Annotated in this window: 22 protein-coding genes; 6 read left to right on the top strand and 16 right to left on the bottom strand. The window is 62.7% G+C overall.

Features of this window, described 5'->3' with window-relative positions:
* From BLQ92_RS36730 to BLQ92_RS36695, 8 genes are all read right to left on the bottom strand, one after another.
* Positions 1–500: dihydroxy-acid dehydratase domain-containing protein (locus BLQ92_RS36730; RefSeq protein ID WP_176860801.1), on the bottom strand; the 500-nt coding region annotated here is incomplete at its 3' end.
* Positions 501–603: 103 nt separating this feature from the next.
* Positions 604–1,581, bottom strand: a complete 978-nt coding sequence (locus BLQ92_RS36725; RefSeq protein WP_090695385.1) for an ABC transporter permease — start codon at positions 1,579–1,581, stop codon at positions 604–606.
* Positions 1,581–2,468, bottom strand: coding sequence for an ABC transporter permease (locus BLQ92_RS36720; protein ID WP_090695382.1), 888 nt, complete (start codon positions 2,466–2,468; stop codon positions 1,581–1,583). Before BLQ92_RS36720 ends, BLQ92_RS36725 begins: the two co-directional genes overlap by 1 nt.
* Entirely contained in the window at positions 2,465–3,544 is a 1,080-nt protein-coding gene (locus tag BLQ92_RS36715) for an ABC transporter ATP-binding protein (protein WP_090695378.1), read from the bottom strand. Before BLQ92_RS36715 ends, BLQ92_RS36720 begins: the two co-directional genes overlap by 4 nt.
* Before the next feature lie 20 nt (positions 3,545–3,564).
* Positions 3,565–4,743, bottom strand: coding sequence for an extracellular solute-binding protein (locus BLQ92_RS36710; protein WP_090695372.1), 1,179 nt, complete (start codon positions 4,741–4,743; stop codon positions 3,565–3,567).
* Positions 4,744–4,864: 121 nt separating this feature from the next.
* Positions 4,865–5,797 carry an SMP-30/gluconolactonase/LRE family protein gene (locus tag BLQ92_RS36705; protein WP_090695368.1) on the bottom strand — a complete coding sequence of 311 codons (933 nt, stop codon included), beginning with the start codon at positions 5,795–5,797 and terminating at the stop codon, positions 4,865–4,867.
* Between the two features lie 8 nt (positions 5,798–5,805).
* Positions 5,806–7,386 carry an aldehyde dehydrogenase (NADP(+)) gene (locus BLQ92_RS36700; protein ID WP_090695364.1) on the bottom strand — a complete coding sequence of 527 codons (1,581 nt, stop codon included), beginning with the start codon at positions 7,384–7,386 and terminating at the stop codon, positions 5,806–5,808.
* A gap of 12 nt (positions 7,387–7,398) precedes the next feature.
* The gene (locus tag BLQ92_RS36695) at positions 7,399–8,343 is read right to left on the bottom strand and encodes a dihydrodipicolinate synthase family protein (RefSeq protein WP_090695361.1); all 945 of its coding nucleotides are present in this window, start codon (positions 8,341–8,343) and stop codon (positions 7,399–7,401) included.
* Positions 8,344–9,226: 883 nt separating this feature from the next.
* Here BLQ92_RS36695 and BLQ92_RS36690 point away from each other — a divergent pair.
* Positions 9,227–9,931: a helix-turn-helix transcriptional regulator gene (locus BLQ92_RS36690; RefSeq protein WP_090695357.1), complete on the top strand. Its 705-nt coding sequence runs from the start codon at positions 9,227–9,229 to the stop codon at positions 9,929–9,931.
* Here BLQ92_RS36690 and BLQ92_RS36685 read toward each other — a convergent pair.
* From BLQ92_RS36685 to BLQ92_RS36675, 3 genes are all read right to left on the bottom strand, one after another.
* Positions 9,915–10,244, bottom strand: a complete 330-nt coding sequence (locus BLQ92_RS36685) for a helix-turn-helix domain-containing protein (RefSeq protein WP_090695353.1) — start codon at positions 10,242–10,244, stop codon at positions 9,915–9,917. The two genes, BLQ92_RS36690 and BLQ92_RS36685, sit on opposite strands and share 17 nt — an antisense overlap.
* A 201-nt stretch (positions 10,245–10,445) precedes the next feature.
* Positions 10,446–11,960, bottom strand: coding sequence for an MFS transporter (locus tag BLQ92_RS36680; protein ID WP_090695349.1), 1,515 nt, complete (start codon positions 11,958–11,960; stop codon positions 10,446–10,448).
* Positions 11,961–12,103: 143 nt separating this feature from the next.
* Complete coding sequence (locus BLQ92_RS36675; protein WP_090695344.1) at positions 12,104–12,793, bottom strand: FadR/GntR family transcriptional regulator; 690 nt, start codon at positions 12,791–12,793, stop codon at positions 12,104–12,106.
* Between the two features lie 290 nt (positions 12,794–13,083).
* On the opposite strand from BLQ92_RS36675, the gene BLQ92_RS36670 reads away from it, so the two are divergent.
* The 3 genes from BLQ92_RS36670 to BLQ92_RS36660 all read left to right on the top strand — a co-directional run bounded on the left by BLQ92_RS36670 (position 13,084) and on the right by BLQ92_RS36660 (position 15,983).
* Positions 13,084–13,560, top strand: coding sequence for a universal stress protein (locus BLQ92_RS36670; RefSeq protein ID WP_090695341.1), 477 nt, complete (start codon positions 13,084–13,086; stop codon positions 13,558–13,560).
* A 295-nt stretch (positions 13,561–13,855) separates the two neighbouring features.
* Positions 13,856–14,512: a helix-turn-helix domain-containing protein gene (locus BLQ92_RS36665; RefSeq protein ID WP_090695337.1), complete on the top strand. Its 657-nt coding sequence runs from the start codon at positions 13,856–13,858 to the stop codon at positions 14,510–14,512.
* Between the two features lie 130 nt (positions 14,513–14,642).
* Positions 14,643–15,983 (top strand): SUMF1/EgtB/PvdO family nonheme iron enzyme, encoded by a 1,341-nt coding sequence (locus BLQ92_RS36660; protein ID WP_090695333.1) that lies wholly within the window; start codon positions 14,643–14,645, stop codon positions 15,981–15,983.
* 91 nt (positions 15,984–16,074) lie between these two features.
* Here the strand turns inward: BLQ92_RS36660 and BLQ92_RS36655 are convergent, their stop codons facing one another.
* A complete protein-coding gene (locus tag BLQ92_RS36655) occupies positions 16,075–16,968 on the bottom strand; it encodes an SDR family oxidoreductase (RefSeq protein WP_090695329.1) in 894 nt (297 codons plus the stop codon).
* 79 nt (positions 16,969–17,047) lie between these two features.
* Between BLQ92_RS36655 and BLQ92_RS36650 the strand changes: the two genes are divergently transcribed.
* Positions 17,048–17,614, top strand: coding sequence for a TetR family transcriptional regulator (locus BLQ92_RS36650; protein WP_090695325.1), 567 nt, complete (start codon positions 17,048–17,050; stop codon positions 17,612–17,614).
* Between the two features lie 20 nt (positions 17,615–17,634).
* Here BLQ92_RS36650 and BLQ92_RS36645 read toward each other — a convergent pair whose 3' ends face one another.
* From BLQ92_RS36645 to BLQ92_RS36630, 4 genes are read right to left on the bottom strand one after another with little or no spacing between them, the layout of a single operon-like run.
* A complete protein-coding gene (locus BLQ92_RS36645) occupies positions 17,635–18,468 on the bottom strand; it encodes an aldo/keto reductase (protein WP_090695322.1) in 834 nt (277 codons plus the stop codon).
* A gap of 51 nt (positions 18,469–18,519) precedes the next feature.
* Positions 18,520–19,197: a pirin family protein gene (locus BLQ92_RS36640; protein WP_090695318.1), complete on the bottom strand. Its 678-nt coding sequence runs from the start codon at positions 19,195–19,197 to the stop codon at positions 18,520–18,522.
* A gap of 7 nt (positions 19,198–19,204) precedes the next feature.
* A complete protein-coding gene (locus tag BLQ92_RS36635) occupies positions 19,205–19,627 on the bottom strand; it encodes a DoxX family protein (RefSeq protein ID WP_090695314.1) in 423 nt (140 codons plus the stop codon).
* A gap of 47 nt (positions 19,628–19,674) precedes the next feature.
* On the bottom strand, positions 19,675–20,373 hold the full coding sequence (locus BLQ92_RS36630) for a pirin family protein (RefSeq protein ID WP_090695311.1): 699 nt from the start codon (positions 20,371–20,373) through the stop codon (positions 19,675–19,677).
* Positions 20,374–20,555: 182 nt separating this feature from the next.
* Between BLQ92_RS36630 and BLQ92_RS36625 the strand changes: the two genes are divergently transcribed.
* Positions 20,556–21,473 (top strand): LysR substrate-binding domain-containing protein, encoded by a 918-nt coding sequence (locus BLQ92_RS36625; RefSeq protein WP_090695307.1) that lies wholly within the window; start codon positions 20,556–20,558, stop codon positions 21,471–21,473.
* The last annotated feature ends 10 nt before the right edge of the window (positions 21,474–21,483 follow it).

Here is a 21,483-nt window from a genome sequence, read left to right as displayed (position 1 = left end):
TCCGAGCCGGAGCCGAGCGTCGCGCCGTTCCAGTTGCCGCTCAGCATCGGACCGGCGGGCAGGAAGATGGTCGGCAGGTCCATCGAGATCGCGCCCATCAGCAGCGCGGGCGTGGTCTTGTCGCAACCGCCCATCAGCACCACACCGTCCGCCGGATACGAGCGCAGCGTTTCCTCCGCTTCCATTGCGAGGAAGTTGCGGTAGAGCATCGTGGTGGGTTTCTGGAACGGCTCCGAGAGCGTCTGCACCGGCAGTTCGATCGGGAAGCCGCCCGCCTGCCAGATGCCCCGCTTGACTTCCTCGACACGCTGCTTGAAGTGCGTGTGGCACGGGTTCATCTCGCTCCACGTGTTCAGGATCGCGATCACCGGCTTGCCTGCATACTCCTCGCGGCTATAGCCCATCTGCGCCGTGCGCGAACGGTGGCCGAACGAACGCAGGTCGTTCACCCCATACCAGCGGTGGCTGCGCAATTCTTCAGGGGTCTTTCTCTTGGTCACAACATTCTCCAGCTCGTGTCTTGGCTACAAAGCCCGTTAATCAACGCGCTAACCGCTCGTGATCGAACTACCGCGCTGCCTCGCGCGACCGCTCGTCTCCGGCTCAGCGCTTCTGTTCCTTCACACGCGAGACGATCTGCGTCGGGCTCACGAATTGCAGCGCGATCAACACCCAAACCAGCGTGATCGCCATATAAATCATTGCCATTGCGTCGATCGACTGCGGCGCACGCACGCCGGTCGAAAACACCGCGTAGTACAGCGCGACCACCAGCGTCTGCGTGCCGGGTCCAGCCGTGAAGAAGGTCAGCTCGAACATGCCGATGGTGCGCACCAGCACGAGCAAACCCGCCGCAAGCATGCCGGGCACCAGCAGCGGCAACAGCACATAACGGAAATAGCGAAACGTATTCGCACCGAAGATGCGCGCGGCGGCTTCGAGATTCGGATCGATCTGCTCGATGAACGGTGTCATCACCAGAATGACGAACGGCAGCGCGGGCACGAGGTTCGCAAGAATCACACCGGGCAGCGTACCGGCGAGACCCACCTTGTACATCACGGTCGCCATCGGAATACCGTAAGTGACTGGCGGCACCATTAGCGGCAGCAGGAACACCAGCACGGCGAAGCGTTTGCCGGGGAACTGCACACGGGCCAGCGCATACGCGGCCGGCACGCCGAGCAGGACCGACAGGATCACCACGGCACCGACCACTTCAACCGTCACCCACAGCACGCTCGCCAACTGGAAGTCGCTCCAGGCCTGGGCGTACCAATGCAGCGTAAAGCCCTGCGGCAACAGCGTGCCGAACCAGCGCGTGCCCACCGAGTTGACCGCCACCGTCGCAATCAGCAGCACAACGTTGACGAGGAAAAACACCATCGCGCCCCACACGAGCACTTTCCAGATGCGCTCGGCAAACGCCGCGCGCTGCTTGACGGCTTTGCCTGGCTGCACGCCGCGATTGCGGCCCGTGCTGTCGCCCTCGCCTTCGCTCTCGCTGGGCTGGGTCCGCGTCTGCCCCTGCGGTTTGGCCGATGTGGGCCAGGCCGGCGTCGCGTGATGATCGGTTGTCATCAGCCCTTGCCTCCCGTCACCGGACCGCTATAGAAGAAGCGGCGCGCGCCGAGCATGCCGGCCACCACCAGCAGTTGCACAAAGCCCATCACCATCGCGATGGCCGAGGCGAGCGAGTAGTCGTAGTTTTCAAACGCGGCCTCGGCTGCGGCAATCGACATCACCCGGGTCGGTCCCGCAGGTGCGCCGAGCAGTACCGCCGAAGGAAACACCGAAAACGCCTGCACGAACGAGAGGCACGCGGCCATCGTCAAACCGGGCACCAGCAACGGCAGGTAGATGCGCAGAAACTGCTGCCACGGGCTGGCGCCGAGCGTGGCGGCGGCGCTGGCGAGCGTCGGATCGATCCCTGTCACGTACGATAGGGTAAGCAGAAAAGCAAACGGAAAGCCCGAGACGATCAGTGAAATCAGGACACCCCAATAATTGTGAGTGAGCCGCACTTCGTCGGTATACAGATGCAGGCCCTGCAAAGCCTGCGGAAACCAGCCGTTTGGCCCGAAATACGTGAGCATGCCGTCGGCGATCAGCACCGTGCCCAACGTGACCGGAATCACCAGCAGCGTGGTAACGAGCTTCTGATACGGTGAGTTGTGGCGCAAAGCGAAGGCCACCGGAATCGACACGCCCACGTTGATGAGCGTCGCAGGCACCGCGAGCTTCAACGTGACGAGGATGGTCGGCCACATCGACGTATCGGTGAAGAACGACACATAGTTCGCCCACAACCCGCCGCCGTTCATCGGCTGGAACGAAAGCACCAGTCCATACGCAAACGGATAGATGAACAGCGCGACGATAAAGATCAGTGCAGGCGCAACCAGCCAGCCCTTGGCGTCGCGCGGGGCGACCGGCGGCCGCAACGTGGGCAGCATGCCGGTGTTCATGATGCGTCACCGTTGTACACCAGCGTGCGCGAGGGCGGCACACGCAGCGTAATGCGTTCGCCCTCGGCGAACTCTCCCGCCACGCGTGCCCAGAGATCGCCGAACGCGGACTTCACGCGAATCAGCGAATCGCGCCCGCCGTATTCGACCGTGGTCACTTCGGCGATGAATGCGTTTTCCGCGCCCGGGGTGCTGCGTTCCATATCTTCTGGCCGCAACGCCACGCTCACGCGTTTGCTATCGAAGGCGTGCATCGGTATGCCTAGCAGACGCACACCGTTCGCGCTCACCGCGACGGCTTCGCCCTGCATCCCCTCGAGCATGAACTCGATCACATTGCGATAACCCATAAAGCGCGCGACGTGCAGGTTCTTCGGCCGGCCATACACTTCCTTCGGCGTGGCCACCTGTTGCACGACACCTTCTTTCATCACGACGATGCGATCAGCCATCGACAGCGCTTCGTCCTGATCGTGCGTCACGTAGATCGTTGCGCGTTCGAGCTGGCTATGGATGCGGCGAATCTCTGCGCGCATTTCGATACGCAGCTTCGTATCCAGATTCGACAGCGGTTCATCCATCAGCACAAGCGGCGGTTCGATCACAATGGCTCGCGCAATCGCCACGCGTTGCTGCTGGCCACCGGACAACTGGCCCGGCAGCTTGCGTTCGTGCCCGACCAGTTGCACGAGCTGCAAAGCCTCGCGTGCGCGGCGTACCGCTTCGCTCCTCGCGACGCCACGCATCTTCAGGCCGAAGCCGACGTTGTCGAGCACGCTCATGTGCGGAAACAGCGCGTAGTTCTGGAACACCATGCCGAAGCCGCGTTTTTCCGGCGGCAGGATGTCGATGCGCGTGTCGTCGAGCCAGATGCCGCCGCCCGAGAGCGGCTGCAAGCCCGCGATGCAATTGAGCGCAGTCGACTTGCCACAACCTGACGGCCCGAGCAAGGCGATGAACTCGCCACGCCGGATCTCGAGGTTAAGGCCCTGCAAGGCGGCCACAGCGTGGCCCTCAGCATTCGTGAAACTGCGGCTCACCGAGTCGAGACGCAACTGCTCAAAATGAGGCTTCATGACGGTTTCACTGCCTCCGGCTACTGACTCTTCTGCGCCCCGATTTCACGGTCCCACTTCTGGAACGCGGCGACCATCGCCGCAGCATCCAGCGGCAGCACATGCGGATGGGCGGCCAGCATTTGCGTGTACTCCGGACGGCCGTACTTCTTCAGGACCTCCTGGCTATGCGCCGGCGCCTGATCGACGGTCACGCCCTTGATAGCGGGCCCAGGATAGAAATAGCCATCGTCGTAGGTCAGCGCCTGCTGCGCCGGTTGCAGCATGAAATTCATCAGCTTGTAGAGCACGTCGAGCTTTTCTTTCGGCACGCCCTTCGGGATCACCATATAGTGCGCGTCGTCGACCCACGTCATGTTGTCGAAGCTCTGCACGCGGAACTCAGCCGGTACGATCCCAAGCGCCCGCGGGTTAATGTCCCAGCCGGTCACCGTGACCGTCATGTCGCGAGTGCCCTCGCCCAGCTCCTTCATCACCGCCGAGGTACCGCCGGGGTAATACGGCACGCAATCGTTCAGTTGCTTGAGGAACGCCCAGGTCTTGTCCCAGCCATGGATCGGGTCGCGTGGATCCTTGTCGCCGAGCACATACGGCAGGCCCATCAGGAACGTACGCCCCGGACCGGAGTTGGCCGGGCGCGCATAGATCAGCTTGTTCGGATGCGCCTTGCACCATTGCAGCAACTGGTCCGGCGTTTTGGGTGGGTCGCTAACCTTCGCCGGGTTGTATTCGAGCAGCGGCCCAGCCGGCATATAAGCCACTTCGAGCCCGTAGCCTTGCGCCAGATCCTGCATCTTGCGCGGACCGGGCGCGTAGTTGTCGAGCACGCCCGGGAAGGTGGCCGCCTGATCCGGCAGCAGTTTGGTCCACAGATTCTGTTCGATGCCAGCGGCGAGCGCGTCCGTGCCGGTCAGCACCAGATCGATATCGGAGCGGCCGGCCGCCTGCATGGCCTTGATCTTGCCCGGCAACTGCGGCGCAGGCGCATTCGTGTAGGTGATGTTCGCAACGAGGTTCGGGTACTTCGCCTTGAACGCTTCGAAGCCTTTTTGCGTCAACTGCAGATCGCCCGCCACATCGACGATATTGAGCGTGACCGGATCTGCGTACGCCGGCGACGCGAAGGTCGCCCCCCAAGCTGCCCCTACCGCGACACAGATACCCGCTAACCTGACCGACAAGCTGCCAGAAAAAGTCATTGCGTCTCCTCGCTTCTTGGTATGGAAGTCCGCCGGTCAAATCGCGGTGCTGGCGGTTTGTGTCTCTCGATGCAACATAGTCAAGGCCTACTTCTGATGTCAAGCAAATCAGACTCGCGCGTCAACCGCCCTTCACGCCTTGCGTGTTCACATACAGCGAATACAGCCCATGGCTCGCTGCCATGAAGAGCCGGTTACGATGCCGGCCGCCGAAGCAGACGTTCGCACAACGCTCCGGCAAGGCGATATGGCCGATCGCCTCGCCTTGCGGCGTGAAAACGCGCACGCCATCGAGTTCGTCGGTGCCCATGCCCCAACCGCACCACAGGTTGCCGTGAATGTCGACCCTGAAACCATCCGGCGTACCCGGGCCTGCATCGATCAGCACGCGGTTGTTCACAAGCGTGTTGCCCGTGACGTCGAAGGCGCGGATCTTGCGCGGCTCGCCGCGCGATTCGACCACGTACAGAATCGATTCATCCGGCGAGAACGCAAGGCCATTGGGCCCAAGTACGTCGTCGATCATCATCGACACTTCGCCGCTCTGTCCATCCACGCGATACACGCAGGCCGGCAATTCCGACTCCTGCTGCTCGCCTTCGTAAAAACCGTCGATTCCAAAGGTCGGATCGCTGAACCAGATCGAGCCGTCCGACTTCACAATCACGTCGTTGGGCGAATTGAAACGCTTGCCGCGGTAACGCTCAGCGAGCACGGTGATCGAGCCGTCGTACTCGGTGCGCGTGACACGCCGCGTCAGATGCTCGCAACTCACGAGCCGCCCCTCGCGATCGCGCGTGTGGCCATTGGCGTTGTTCGAGGGTTGGCGAAACGGCGTGACCGCCCCGCTCTGTTCATCCCAGCGCAAGATGCGATTATTCGGGATGTCGCTCCATAACAGATAGCGCCCGTCGCCGAACCACACCGGGCCTTCCGACCAGCGCGCGCCCTGATACAGGCACTCAACCGAAGCCGAAGCAAGGCGCAAGTCCTTGAAGCGCGGATCGAGGATGCGGACAGCGGGGTCGGGGTAGCGCCGGTTGGTGTCGGTCATGTCGGCCCTCAGTTCCGCACGAGCTGACCGTCGCGCAAGCGCCAGAGCTTGAGCGGGTTGTCGTCGTGCAACGCTTCGGGCAGCAGTTCGGCCGGCAAGTCCTGATAGCAAACCGGCCGCAGGAAGCGCTCGATCGCCGTCGCGCCTACCGAGGTTGCACGCGCATCGGAAGTAGCCGGGAACGGGCCGCCATGCACCATCGCATGACACACTTCGACGCCCGTCGGGAAACCGTTCGCCAGAATCCGCCCTACCTTGCGCTCGAGCGTCGGCAACAGTTGCCGCGCCAGCGGATAGTCTTCGGCTTCGAGTTGCAGCGTCGCGGTCAACTGGCCTTCCAGATGCTCGGCGACCTTGAGCATCTCTGCGATGTCCGCGCAGGTGACGATCAACGAGGTCGGCCCGAAGATTTCGTCTTCGAGGGGCGCCGTGGCGAGGAACTGTGCCGCGGTAGTTTCGAACAGCACCGGCAAGGCAGCGCACGCCGCTTCCGAGGCCGCACCGCGCGCCAGGCTTTGCACGCCGTTGAGCTCGGCGCGCTGCGCGACGCTCGCCTGATAGGCGGCCGCGATACCTGCGGTCAGCATGGTCTGCGCGCCCTTGCTGGCAAGCGCCTTGGCGGCGGCGTCGATAAAGCCGCGGGTATGCGGCCCATCGAGCACCAGCACGAGACCCGGGTTCGTGCAGAACTGACCGACCCCAAGCGTGACCGAATCCACGAAACCCTGGGCGAGCGCTTCGGCGCGCCTGGCCAACGCACCGGGCAACACGAAGAACGGATTGACGCTGCTCATCTCGGCGAACACCGGAATCGGTTCACGGCGCTTAGCGGCGATTTCGACCAACGCGACACCGCCGCGCCGCGAGCCGGTAAAGCCCACCGACTTGATGGCCGGATGCTTCACCAGCGCCTCGCCGATTTCGTTGCCCGCACCGATGACGAGCGAGAACACGCCTTCGGGCAATCCGCTGTCGGCCACCGCTTTCTGGATCGCGCGCCCCACTAGCTCGGAGGTGCCGAGATGCGCCGGATGCGCCTTGACGACAACCGGGCAGCCGGCCGCCAAAGCCGAGGCGGTATCGCCACCGGCCACGGAAAAGGCCAGCGGGAAATTGCTGGCGCCAAACACGGCCACCGGCCCGACCGGAATCTTCTGCAGACGCAGATCGGAACGCGGCAGAGGCTTGCGTTCGGGCAGAGCGGAATCGAGCGTGGCGGTGAGCCAGCGGCCTTCACGCACCAGCGCGGCGAACAGCTTGAGCTGCCCCACTGTGCGGCCGCGCTCCCCTTCCAGGCGCGCTTTCGGCAGCGCCGATTCGAGGTGGGCCCGCTCGATCAATGCTTCGCCGAGTGCGACGATATTTTCGGCAATCGCTTCGAGAAAACGCGCACGCGTTTCGAGCGGCGCGTGACGGTAAGGGTCGAACGCCAGGGCCGCCAGTTCGCAGGCGCGCTCGACTTCCGTTGCACCGCCGGCGCCGAACGCCGGCTCAATTTCCGCATTGCGCGCCGGGTCGAACGCGCGCAGCGTGCCACGGGTTCCGCGTACGGCGGACGCTCCAAGCAACATCTCTCCAGTAATCTGCATCGTGTGATTCCTTTAACGTACTGTTGCGGCGGCGCCGGCAAACTGCTTTTCGAACGCGAGCAGCGCCTGGGTGGCCTGGTCGATATTCGCATGATGCTCCAGTGGGCTCGAACTGAGCAGGGGCAGCATCGGACCCATGTCGGCGATCTTCGAGAACGTCACGGCGTCGTGCAGCACGCGGATCAGCGAAATATCGTCGCGCAGGGTTTCGAGCGGCATGAAGGCATCATAGATGCGTTGCGCCTCGCTCATGCTGCCCGCCTTGACCGCGTGCAGCAAGGCCGTCACCGCATGCGACGCGATGCAACCCGAGCCGGTCGTCCACGCGGCGAGGCCAAACTCGCGCAGATGCACCAGCGCCGGCCGCTCGCCCATGCCGGAGACCACCTTCGCGGCCGGCACGCTTTGCAGCAGGCGGCGCAGATAGGCATCATCCGCCGGATTGTCGCGCACGATGGCGTACTTGACCGCGATCAGCGTGCCGCGGTCCACCAGACGCGCCAGCGTCTCCACGTCCACGTAGTCTTCGCTCTTGATGTACAGCGTGAGCGGGATGCCGGCCGCGTCGACGATACGCGTCAGCCCGGCCTCTACGCCTTCGGACGTGGTAAAGCCGGCTAGCGGCAGCACCATCGCCGTGCGATACGAGGTCTGTGCAAGGATGCGGGCCTGATCGACCATCTTGCCGTAATCGGGGCCGATGGCAGGGATTACGCGAGTGTCCGGACCGGCGCTCGCGGCGAGGATATCCAGCAGCTCGCGATACTCGCTCACGGCCACGTGATAGAGGTTCGCGTTGCCGCCGTACAGCAGCGTGCGCACGCCGCCCGCCTCGATGTGCCGGATCAGTTTCAGGTTTTCCGCGGCGTCGAGCGTGTAGTCTGCGCGGCGGGCCAGCGGCGGCACAGCCATGACGGTGGCGGCGAACTCGCTATCGTGGATGGGAGAGATTTTCATGGCACCTCAGGACAGTATCGAAGAATTGATGCCAAGGTAGCACCCGCCGCGCAATGTTGTCAAACAACATTTGCGAGGCGAACGCCAAGGCGAGCGCTGCGGAAAGTGCCCTGCAAGGCAAAGGAAATCTCTGAATTCACCGGCTTCCGGGTGCTATGCGGCACGCCTCAGGCGCGTCGCTGGCGTCGTAAAACGTTTGATTTTCGTATGACAACATAGAAAAGCGCTGCGCCACCAATCGGGGCGGCTGCTTCGAGCCGGTATTTGAAAATGGAACGGCAAGGCAATATCGCGGTCGGCCTGGCAGAACAATTAGCAAATTAATCAAACAGGCAGAACGCGAGTTATTGTTAATACAGCCGTTTGAATGAAGACTCTATTAAGTTAAAATAGCGCCTCCAAGCGGATCCGCCGATTTATTTTTTGGAGCACAGCTTCAATGTGACTGTGCGGTTCCGACAACAAATCTTTCGGCCCTCATTGAAACAAGAGGTTTTATAGGTAGCGTCCGCTCCCCGAAATGCTCCTGCTGGCCGGCGTGCAAGGCCGCCCCGTCAAGGGTTAAATCGGGCGCGAGTCGTTTGCGTCAGTCGATTTGACATTTGTGAAAAAAACGCCCCGCCCGGCTTGAATCCCACGAGACAGGACAGCATACGGCCGGGCAAATGTTGGCCTGCTGACGATATTTTTGGTGTTTTTACGCCGCCGCCAAGATTCTGGCTACGAAACACTAGCAGCAGACTTCGCGTTTTGAGCCGCTTGGTAATAAACGGTGATAAATTGCTGCCCAATACCATGCCGGTCGCGAGTTCGCGTCGGCGAAACCCGCGGCCGGGCCGCTGCGATCGAGAGAACGAAAGTGTCGCTACATTTTACTGAGCAAATGTCGCCACTGGTGGATGCCCCAGACGAAGCGACGTGGTTCAACGCGCTCACCACCATTGCAGGTAGCTGGGGCTTCGATCGGGTTCTGATCGCCATGCTGCCGCGCCCCGGTATGCGTCTGGAAGATGCGTACATGCGCAGCACGTACTCGCCAACGTGGTGGCGCAGTTACGAAGCGCACGGCTTCATGCATATCGACCCGGTCGTGAGCCATTGCATGACGCGTGCTACGCCGCTGATCTGGTCGCCGGAACTGTTCTCGACGCGCCCGCAACGGGAGATGTACGAGCTGGCCTGCCTGCACGGCCTGCGCTCAGGCGTTTCGCTGCCGATCCACGGGCCGAATCAGGAAGCCGGCATGCTGTCTTTCGCCAACAACTTCAACACGACCGACGCATTCTGGACGCAGATCGACGGCGTCTTGCCCAATCTCGTCCTGCTGCGCGATCTGGTAATCGATACGAGCCGCCGCCATCTCCGCTCGCATGCGCAAAGCCTGCTGCCGCAATTGACGCCGCGCGAGCGCGAATGCCTGAAATGGACCGCGCGCGGCAAATCCACCTGGGAGATTTCACATATTCTCAGCTGCTCGGAAGCTGCGGTGAACTTCCACGTCAAGAATATCAGAGCGAAATTCGGGGTGAATTCGCGGCGCGCGGCGGCCGTGATTGCTACACAACTGGGTCTTATTGACCCTGGCTAAGCAAAGCTGCGGCGTCACGGCTGTAAATCACCCGCTCCGCACGCCCCAAATCGCCATCAGAAATCGTCTTCAGGAAGTAAAGCCCCAGCAGGATTGAAACCGGAGGCGGAATTTCCGCGCCCGACTCGAACCGGCTGCCACGCGATTGGGTGACCCCAAAGCGCGCCCAGAAACGTCGCTGGCTCTCCTTTTTCATTTTGCGATAAGCAATGATGAGGTGACGATCAACCGTGGATGGCGTCTCTTCTGCAACGTCAACCGAACGGTTTTGAATGGTGACAGGTGCTTTCCAGTGATTTTCGAGTAATTCCATGTTGAGTCTCTCAGGTTGATTGGGTGTTATTTGTATGAATTTTGATCGACCCTGATCCGGGACACACCTATCCAGGTAGGTAGGTGCAAATCCGACCCAACACGCATAGCGATTTTCGCGCGTTTTTAACGGCAGAAAATGGAGAAATTATTTCCGGACCGCCGAATGGCGGCCCCTGAAAATAGGTAAAAAACGCCGTTTTTAATTACCGCTGCGCTTGAAAGTGATATGCGAGATTCTGCGCACCACAAAAGCCGCCACCAACGCGGCAGCGCCTGTCAGGACCACACCGATATGAATCGACTGAACCAGCACATGACGCGCCGCTTCCACTAGCGCGGGACCGGCGAGGCCAGCCCGTCCCAGCTCCCCAAGCAGGGTATCGCGCAGGCTGGGGTCGATCAGAATCCGCGGGTCAGACAACTTTGGCAGCCACTTAGAGGCCACCGGCTCGCCGAGCACCTGCAGGGCATCAGCCACCCCGGCTTCGTAGCGCCGGTTGATGATCGTCGCCACGATGCTGGTGCCGAGCATCCCACCCACCATCCGCGTGGACTGCAGTAGCGCCGTCGTGATGCCGAAGCGTTCTCGACCGGCGATCTCCTGGCCGAACACGTTCAGGTTGTTGAGAATGAAGCCGAGGCCGATGCCAACCGCGGCCATCGCCAGTTCGAGGTACAGATGCGGCGTAGCCGGCGTGGCGAGCGCAATGCCGGCCGACGCGACCACCAGCAAGATGAAGCCGATCGAAAGAATCAGCGTCGGCTTCGGCATGTGAATCACGATGCGCGTGTTGATCACGCTGCCCAGCGCAATACAGGCAGCAATCGGCGTGGCCAGCAGCCCCGCCTGCTGCGGGGTCAGGCCGAAGCCGCCTTGCAGCAGCAGCGGCGCAAAGAAGATCAGCGAGAACATCACGAAGCCCGAGAGCAGCGACAGCGTGAACAGCGTGACGAGCTGGCCGTCGCGGAACAGATCGAGCGGGATGATGGGGTGCGTCGCGCGGTGCTCGCACATCAGCAGCGCTGCGGCGCCGACTACGACGAGCGCCGCCAGCAGCAGATTGCCCGTCGTGAGACCCGACTTCGGCACGGCTTCGATAAACGTCTGCAGGCCGCCCAGCACCAGCGCCACCAGCGCGGCGCCGGTCCAGTCGATGCGCACCTCGCCGCTCACCGCGCGCCGGTAATTCGGCAGATGCGCCCAGATGAAATACAGCGCGAGCGCGCCGACCGGCAGGTTGACGAGGAAGGTCGAACGCCAGCCGAACTGCTGGCTCAGCCAGCCGCCGAGAGACGGCCCCGCCGCCGTGCCGATGCCGTAGGCCGCCGCCATGATGACCTGCCAGCGGACTCGCGCGCGGGCATCGGGAAACAGATCGGGAATCGAGGCGAACGCGGTGCCGACCATCATCCCGCCGCCCACGCCTTGCAGGCCGCGCGCCACCACCAGGAACGGCATGCTGGGCGCAACCCCGCACAACAGCGAGGCCACCGTGAAGACGATCACCGCCGCCAGCACGAAACGTTTGCGGCCGAAGTAGTCGCCGAGCCGCCCGAACACCGGCACCGTCACCACCGAGGCCAACAGATAAGCGCTCGCGATCCACGCGTAGTACTCGAAGCCGCGCAACTCGGACACGATCGACGGCAAGGCGGTACTGACCACGGTCTGGTCGAGCGCGACCAGCATGTTGACGAGCGCGATGCCGAGCATCGCCAGCAAGGCATCGCGAAAAGGCAGGGGGCGGGGAAGATTCACTTCGATGACGCGGCACAGCGCGCGAAAAAGCCAGACACGGAGCCGGACCGATTAAAAAACGGGCCGCGTTTTACGCGGCCCGGAGAGACGGGGACAACTCAGGAACCGAACATCCGTTCAAGCGCGTTTTCGAGGTGCGCACGCATGGCGCGCCCGGCGCCGGGACCGTCCTTGCGGCGGATCGCTTCGAGCACCGCCAGATGCTCGGCCTGCACCAGCCGCTGCCGCTCGAGCGTCTTCACCAGCGAGAGGTTGCGCGACAGGTTCATGCTGAAGACGATCTGCTCTTCGATGAACGACATCACGGTAATGAAAAACGGATTCTTCGAGGCCCGTGCGACCGCGAGGTGAAACGAGAAGTCGTCCTTCGCGCCGATCCCCTGGGTTTCGACGATACGCTCGAGTTCGTCCCAGGCGTGCTGGATGGCGGCGATGTCGTCCGGCTCGGCTTTCTGCGCCGCGAGCTCGGCCGCGCCGGCTTCGGTGACGATGCGAAATTCGTAGCAGCGGCGAATATCGGAGAGCGTCTCGAGCGGCGCGAAGCGGCGCACATCCGGATCGGGCCGGCGCGCAACTGTGGTGCCCGAGCCGTGCCGCGTGACGATGATGCCGTCGGCGCGCAAACGGGCGAGCGCTTCGCGCACGGTAGGCCGCGAGGTTTCGAAACGTTCGGCGAGGGCGTGCTCGGTAGGCAAGCGCTCCCCTTCCTTGTACTCGCCTTCGAGTATGCGGTTCAGGATGTCGCCGTAGATCTTGTCGGGCAAGCCCGTCGATTTGCGCTCGTTCATCTTCGCTGAGAAGTTGGCTTGTCTGAATAGACCCCGATTGTAAGGCAAACAAGGCGCCGCGGATGCGCAAAGATCGTCCCAAGTGTGTCAAAAAAGCCCGCCGAGGCCGGCTGGGCGGTGCAATGACGTTGTGGTTTTACATCTGTAAATTTGACAAGTGTTTGATTTACATCCTGACGAAAAGGCACATTCTTCAGCCATCATTTAAGCTGACACCGGCACTCGGTCGCCCATCTTGAGTCGCGATTGGGCACAGCCGGTCCCGAACCCTTCCGACGTGGAGTCCAACTATGTACAAACGCATCCTCGTAGCGGTCGACGGCAGCAACACCTCTCGCCGTGCCTTTGAATCCGCCCTGAACCTGGCCAGTTCGATGGGCGCCGTGCTTCAGCCGTTCTACGTTGTCGAGAACACCCCGCTGTATTTCGAAGCGCCGGGCTACGACCCGTCCATCCTGCGCAACCGGCTGGTCGAACAGGGCAAGGAACTCGGTGCCGAATTGACCCAGGCCATGCGGGCAAGCGGCGTCGCGGGGGAAGCGGCGGCGGGTGAAGCGTCCTCGCTCGACGACGTCGCCACGGTCGTGCTGAAAGCCGCCGCCGCGTTCAATGCGGATCTGCTGGTGATGGGCACGCACGGGCGCCGGGGCGTACAGCGGCTGTTCCTCGGCAGCGTCGCCGAACGCTGTGTACGGCAGGCGGCGCTACCCGTACTGCTGATTCCATCGGCCGCCGGACAGGAGCACGCGGCGCAGGCAACGGCGTGATTTCCAGCGGCCGCTGGGCGCCCTGACGGCACCTGCGGCCCAGTGTTCCCGGGGCCGGATGCAACCTTGCGGCCTTGTGACGTTGCGCAAAGAGACGCGGCGCCCTGACGCGTCACTTTGTCGCAAAACAGCGATTAACCATGGTGGGACAATGGGTTTGTTTCCTTACAACCGGTCGTACACCATGCTTACGCCCACCGTCGTCACCCCGTCCGCAGCCCGCCGTCCTCCCGCTGGCCCCGCCCGTCCCGTGCGCCCTGTCGTGCGCAGCGCGGCGCGCTGTTCCAGTTGTGCGATGCGTCCACTGTGCATGCCGCAAGGGCTCTCGTCCGACGAGTTGCCCAAGCTCGAAGCGCTGATCTGCAGCGCACGCCCGGTGCGGCGCGGCGACAAGCTGTACCGGGCAGGCGACGCATTCGAGCATCTGTATGCGGTACGCTCCGGCTCCCTCAAGACCACCATGGCACACCGCGACGGCCGCGAGCAGGTCACCGGCCTGCGCCTTGCGGGCGAAGCGCTCGGTCTCGACGGCATCAGCGAGGACAAACACGCGTGCAGCGCGACCGCGCTGGAAGACAGCACCGTCTGCATCATCCCCTACGTCGCGCTCAAACGTTTGTGCCGCGAAATCGGCTCCATGCAGGAACGGCTGCACAAAATGATGGGCGAGCAGATCGTCCGCGAGGGCGGACAAATGATGCTGCTCGGCTCCCTCTCCGCGGAAGAACGCGTCGCCGCATTCCTGCTCGATGTCTCGGAGCGCAACGCGAAACGCGGCTATTCCTCAGCGGAATTCAATCTGCGCATGACGCGTGAAGATATGGGCAGCTATCTCGGCACCACGCTCGAAACAGTGAGCCGCACCCTGTCAAGATTTCAAAAGCGCGGCCTGATCGACACGCAAGGCAAGTTCATTCGCATCATCGACCTCGAAGGTCTGCGGCACGTGTAGGCCATGTAATGTCGTGCAGCGCGGCCAGCCGCGCCGCTACGGCTCTCTGCTTCCAGTGGCGCGTGGCATGCGTCCTGCGGGAAGGTAGGGTACAGTCTTCAAACTGTCCTCCTCAAGGAGACCCGGCGACATGAATCGCGACCCCGCCCCGCATCATCCGCTAGTCCAGCGCCTGATCGACGCGCGTCAGATTACCGACGCCCTCTTCTCCATCGTCAAACCCGAGTACCTGTACGAACGGCCGATCCGCGAGCGTCACCGGATCGTGTTCTATATCGGGCATCTCGAAGCGTTCGACCGCAATCTGCTCGATCAAAGGCTGTGCGCGCTTCCTGCGTTCAATGCCTCACTGGACCACCTGTTCGCGTTCGGCATCGATCCCGTCGACGGCGATCTCCCCACCGACGTGCCCAGCGACTGGCCGTCGCTCGAAGTCGTGCGCGGCTATGGGCAGCAAGCGCGCGCGCAGATCGATCGTGAGCTGGCGGCGTTGAACATCGACGGGCAGCCGCAAGCAGAGGGCGCGCGAGTCGGCGCGGCCGAGCAATTGCTGCACGTCGCCATCGAGCATCGCCTGATGCACGCCGAGACCCTCGCGTACATGCTGCATCAGTTGCCGCTTGCGCAGAAGATTGGCCCCAGCCATGGTGACGCTGAGGGTCACGCCAGCGGCGCAGCATCGCGCCATGGACTTCGTGCGAGCGAGCCCGATCACACCCAGATGGTCCTGGTTCCGGCCGGCCCGGCGCTGCTCGGCATGCCGCGCGATAGCGGGTGTTTCGGCTGGGACAACGAGTTCGGCGAACTTCGTGTGGACGTGCCGGCCTTCGAGATAGACCGCTACATGGTCACCAACGGCGCGTACCTGGAGTTCGTGAACGCCGGCGGCTACCAGCAGCGCACGTGGTGGAAGGACAGGGACTGGGACTGGAAGGAAAGCGAGCGGATCACCCACCCGACAGGCTGGTCGCAACGCGACGGCGATGGTAACGGCACATGGATGCTGCGCACCATGTTCGAGGAGATCCCCTTGCCGCTCGATTGGCCGGTCTACGTCAGCCATGCGGAAGCCAGCGCGTATGCCCGCTGGGCCGGCAAAGCACTGCCGACCGAAGCGCAATGGCAGCGCGCTGCGCACGGTGCCCCGCACGCGGCTTCGGGCAACTTCGATTTCCGCAGTTGGGACCCGCAGGCGGTCGACGCGCACCCGGACAACATCAGCGCGTTCGGTGTGGAAGGCCAGTTCGGCAACGGTTGGGAATGGACTTCGACGCTATTCGACGCACTGCCCGGCTTCGAGCCGTTTCCGTTTTATCTGGGGTACTCGGCCAACTTCTTCGACGGGCAACATTACGTGCTGAAGGGCGGCTCGGCGCGCACCGCGCAATGCATGTTGCGGCCTGCGTTTCGCAACTGGTTTCAGGCGCATTATCAGTATGTTTATGCGGGGTTTCGCTGCGTCAGGGGTTGATGACGCTCATGAGTTAGAGGTCCAGAATTTCGGCCCTCGCTTTTGGCATCGGCCATTTTGGCGAGGGCCGCGCGTAGCAGGCCGCCCCACCTCAGTTCCCGGGGTAGTGTCCGGCCGCAATGTCTTCCAACAGTGTCCCGTGCGTCGGCTCCCAGCCAAGCTGCGAACGCGTGCGTGCGCTGGAGGCCGGGGCATCGGCGCCGAAGAACATACCCAGCCAGTCAAAGTGAGCCTGTGCTTGGTCGACGGGAATCGATTCCGTCGGCACGTCCAGGAACTGTCCCAGCGCCGTCGCGATTTCGCGCGTGGCAATGCCCTCTTCGGCGACAGCGTGCAGCACGCTGCCAGGCGTCGCCTTATCGATTGCGAGTTGCACGAGCTTGGCGGCATCGAGCCTGTTCACCGCCGGCCAGCGATTCTGGCCATCCCCGATGTAGCCCGAAATACGCTTTTCGCGAGCGATGCGCGCCAGCACCGCGACGAATCCGTGGTCGCCGCCCGCGCCGTGCACCGTCGGAGCGAAGCGCACAACCATCGAGCGGATGCCGCGATCAGCCAGGCCCAAGGTGTAGGCCGCGTTGGCCATACGCGGGTGGATCCCGGCGCTCGGCATGTCCTCCTCGGTGCCCACGCGGCCCCGGGGCAGCCCCAGCGTGCCCGACGCGATCAGCAGCGGGCCGCCGGTGCCTTGCAGCACGTCCGCGAACGCATCGATGGCCGCGCGATCGGTCTGCGCCGCGGCCGCCATCTGCGAGAAATCGTGGTTGTAACCGAGGTGCACGACGCCCTCGGCTAGCGCCGCTGCACCGCGCAGGCTGGCAAGGTCATCCAGGCTGCCGCGCACCACTTCGGCACCCAGCTTCGCGATCCTGGCTGCGGACTCGTCGTTGCGGGCGAGGCCGAGGACGTGGTGTCCTGCAGAAATGAGTTCCTTAACGCTGGCCGAGCCGATCCAGCCCGAGGCGCCGGTAACGAGAATTCGCATTAGAGACTCCCTTGATGTCATTGAGTGACATCAGTATAGGCTTATGATGTCACTCTGTGTCAACAAAAAGAGAGAAAATATGGGTCGCTGGGAGCCCGATGCTGAGAGCCGTTTCCGTGCCGCGGCCCTCGAACTGTTCGGAGAGATCGGCTACGAACAGACGACCGTGGCAGCCATCGCGGAACGCGCGGGGCTGACTGCGCGCACGTTCTTTCGCTACTTCGCCGACAAGCGCGAAGTGCTCTTCAATGGCTCCGAACGTCTTCAGCAGAAGATGGTCGATGCGCTGGCGCAGGCGCCAACCGAGGCCTCAGCGGTCGATGCGATCGCAGCCGCCTTGTCGAGCGCCGGCGATTTCTTCGATGACGACCGTCGCCCGTTCGCGCGCCTGCGCAGCAAGGTGATCGCGGCCAACGCGGACCTGCGCGAGCGCGAGCTGATCAAGATGGCGACGCTATCCGCGGCGCTCGCACAGGCACTGCGCGAGCGCGGTGTCGGTGAGCCGGACGCGAGCCTCGCGGCCGAGGCGGGCATCGCCGTCTTTAGGGTTGCGTTCGTGCAGTGGGTCGGCGAGTCCGAGCAACGCGACTACGTCGAGATCGTGAAGGAATCGCTTGCGCGACTGAGAACGCTCGCGGCCAGCTGACCGGCATCCTGACGAATTCGTTATGGCGTACTGTCCCACACCGGCGCGAGTCCAGGCGGATCGACAATCCGGCTGCCTGCCGTCGCCAACGAATGTATTGCCGCCATGTCCTCGCCATCCAGCTCGAAGTCGAATACCGCCAGATTCTGCGCCAGTCGATCGATCCGGGTGGTTCTTGAAAGGGCGACCATCCCGCTCTGTTGAACAAGCCACCGCAAGACGATCTGGGCGATGGTTTTGTCATGGCGGGCCGCGATCTCCTTGAGCGTCGGGTCCGAGAAGACACGGCCAATCGCCATGCCGCAGTATCCGGTCACGGCAAGCCCAGCTTGCCGCGTGCTATCAATGAGCAAGGACTGGTTCAGATACGGATGGTATTCGAACTGATTCGTCACGAGAGGAACCGCAGAGAGCCGGATAGCGTCCGTCATCAGGGCGCGGTTGAAATTGCTGACGCCGATGTGCCGAACCTTGCCGGCGCGCACGACTGCGTTGAGTCCCGCGATCTGCTCGGCCAGCGGCACCTTCGATCCCGGCCAGTGCAGCAAGAGCAGATCGATATAGTCCGTCTTGAGCTTGCGGAGACTTTCGTCGACAGACGCTTCGAACAATCGCTCTGAGTAGTTGCTCACCCAGACCTTGGTCGTCAGAAAAATTTCGCTTCTTGGAATACCGGACGCGGCGACGCAGTCGCCGATTTCGCCCTCGTTACCGTAGATTTGCGCCGTGTCGATATGGCGGAAGCCGGCACGAAGGGCTGCGGGAATGAGCCGATAGATCTCGTCGGCACTCATCCCGTAAGTACCAAAACCGATGGCCGGAATGGCCGCGTTACCAACATGAACGTTTAGCATGAGGGTTTCCCGATAGAGTCTTCGCAACCTGCCGAAACCGCATTTGGCAGATTACCCGATGCGCCCGCGGCGACTCAGTTGTGCCCCAATCTCCTTGATCCTGGCCTCCCCCGCACGCAACGCCGCCAGCGACGTATGAACCGAGTAATAGCCAAGCACGAGATTGTGCGGATGTGGGACCGCGGAGCCGATGACGAACTCCGAATCTTCGTCGGCTGTAAATGCCAACACGTCTTCGGACTCGCCAAACACGGCCAGCTCGTTGGCGATGGATTCGTCGGCGATGCGCAGTGCGCCACGTTGAATACTTAGCCATGCGATGTTGTGGCCGGCCGGCGGCGTGTACTGCCACTGCTCGCCGGCAAATAGCCGCACGAGCAGGTAGTTGATGCCTGCGGGTGCGAGTACCGGGCTTTCGACGTTCCCATAACGGCCCAGGACGACGCGGGCTGGACCGGTGTGGGGGATCTCGCTCACCGATAAATACTGGCTGCGGGGTTCGCCCAGTTCGAGCTCAGGCGGCAACGCGACCCACAACTGATACCCGCGCACCGGCCCATCGCCTCTGGCGCGGCCATCGTGCCACACACCCCTGCCCGCATTCATCCACTCGACGCTGCCGGACGGCATGATCCCTGCTGCACCGGTGGTGTCTTCATACTCCACTTCACCTTCCAGCAGCACGGTCGTCGTGGCGAGACCGGAATGAGGGTGCATGGAAAACCGCATGCCGGGCTCAGCTTGCCTTCAGACGCGAAGCACGCAAAGCGACCCGCCCCGAGCGCGCGTCCAGGCTGAACGCGCCGGCGCCGAACCAGGTGATCTGCAGGAGGCCGCCAGCCATCATCACGTTCTTGAGGAAGTGAATCATCTGGTTTTGATCTGCGAAATTGTGGTGAAAGAAAATCGCAGTGACCACACAGAACACTGCCATCCCCAGCGACACGGCGCGAGCCCTGTAGCCCGACAGCAGCAAGAGGCCGCCGCCCAGCTCGGTCAGCACGGCAATAACGAACGCGAGTGGCGGCACGGGCAGACCCATGGCTGCAATGTAGCCAACCGTCGCCCCGTACGCCGCGAGCTTGCCCAGCCCACTCATGACAAACGGCGCACCGATCAAGATACGACCCAACAGCGGAAGAAATTTAAAACGTTCCATGACAAACTCCTGAAGTGAATATGCGAAGGTGGATTACGAAAAGGGAATTAGCCGGCGTCCACCATCACCAGCTCAGAATCTTCAAGAACCGAAATCTGCGCCGCGGCGATCTTCGTGATCGCCACGCCGTCAAGCGGCCCAACGGGCTCGCCATTTACTTCGATGCGTCCCGAGGCCACGACGAGATAGGCACGACGTGCTGTTCCTGGCTCGTAGCGAACGCTTTCGCCAGCCTTTAGCATCGCGCCAAGCACACGTGCATCGGCGCGAATGGGAAGCGCTCCTTCATCGCCGGCGAACCCACTGGCAAGGACTACGAATCGTCCGGACCGGTCGCCTTTTGGAAACTGCTTGGTACCCCATGCGGGCTTGCCACCGGCTTCACGAGGCAGCAGCCAGATCTGGTAAAGCTTGAGCGGCACCTCGCCGCGGTTGAATTCAGCGTGACGTATGCCCGTTCCGGCGCTCATGACCTGCACATCGCCTGCGTGGATCGTTCCTTCGGAGCCCAAAGTGTCCCGATGCCCGAGCAGGCCCTGGCGTACATAGGTGATGATCTCCATGTCACGATGCCCGTGCATGGGGAAGCCGCTGCCCACGGCGATCTCGTCGTCGTTCCAGACAATCAGCGGGCCCAAGGCGGCGTGCGCGGGGTTGCCGTCGGCGCTAACTGCGAAATGATGTTTCGCGCGCAGCCAGCCGAGATCTCCCCGGTCCAATGATTCCCAACGTCTGTGTGTGAGCATGTCCGACTCCGTTTCCCGCCACCGCAATTGCGACGGCGCTGGTCACCTGTGCCACCTGCCAATTCGGCGCTGGTGCAGCTGATGAGACGAATGCTATATTTGCAATGAACACGCGCATATCTCCTGCATTGGAACGCATCATTGCTTCAGATAGAACGATCAGAAGGAGCTGAAATCTGCCCATGAACGCAATCGCTGACCTCAATGATCTTTGGCTCTTCGCAGAAGTGGTCGAGCATGGCAGCTACACGGCGGCCGCGCGCAACCTCGGCCTGCAGACGTCGAAACTCAGCCGGCGCATTCGCGCCCTGGAAGAAGAACTTGGCGTGCGCCTGCTCAATCGCACCAGTCGAAGTCTGTCGTTGACGGAAACCGGACGGCAGTTCCACCAGCATTGCCTGGCGCTCGTGGCGGAAGCCAAGGCCGCCAAAGACATCGTGGAGCGCACCCGCTCCAAGCCGCAGGGCACCGTGCGCATCGCCTGCCCGGTAGCCTTGCTGGAGTCCGGCATCTCCACGATCATCGCGCGATACGTCCAGGACAACCCCGATGTCCAGGTCCTGCTGGATGCAACCAACCGCCGGGTGGATGTCGTCGAGGAAGGCTTGGACTTTGCGATCCGGGTCAGGCTTCCACCCTTGGAAAATACCGATCTCGCCGTCCGGCAGTTGGGCTTGTCGATCCACATTCTGGTGGCCAGTCCCGAACTGGCGGCGCGCCATCCGGCGCCCAGTTCGATCGAATCCGTAAAAGACTGGCCCACCCTCTCCATGGCGAGCAGCAGTGAGCGATTCGTCTGGAACGTGGTCGACGCCGAGGGGCGCGTGACATCATGGGCGCATCAGCCGCGCCTGGCGACCGACGACCTGGCGAGTCTTCGGGTGGCGGCGATATCGGGCGTCGGCGTGGCAATGCTGCCCAGGGAACTGATTGAGGCCGATCTTCAGGCCGGCCGCCTGCAACACCTGCTGCCGGATCTGGCCACCACGCCGGGCTTGGTCCATGCGATCTTCCCCACGCGCCGAGGCATGGTCCCAGCAGTCCGTCACCTGCTCGATGCACTCGTTGCAGGATGTGAAGGTCTGAACCGGCAGCGCTAGCGCGGCCGCC

This window comes from Paraburkholderia phenazinium, assembly GCF_900100735.1.
In the GTDB taxonomy this organism is placed as follows: Bacteria; Pseudomonadota; Gammaproteobacteria; order Burkholderiales; family Burkholderiaceae; genus Paraburkholderia; species Paraburkholderia phenazinia.
The sequence above is the reverse complement of the archived record's forward strand: the minus strand, read 5'-3'. Positions and strand labels throughout refer to the sequence as shown.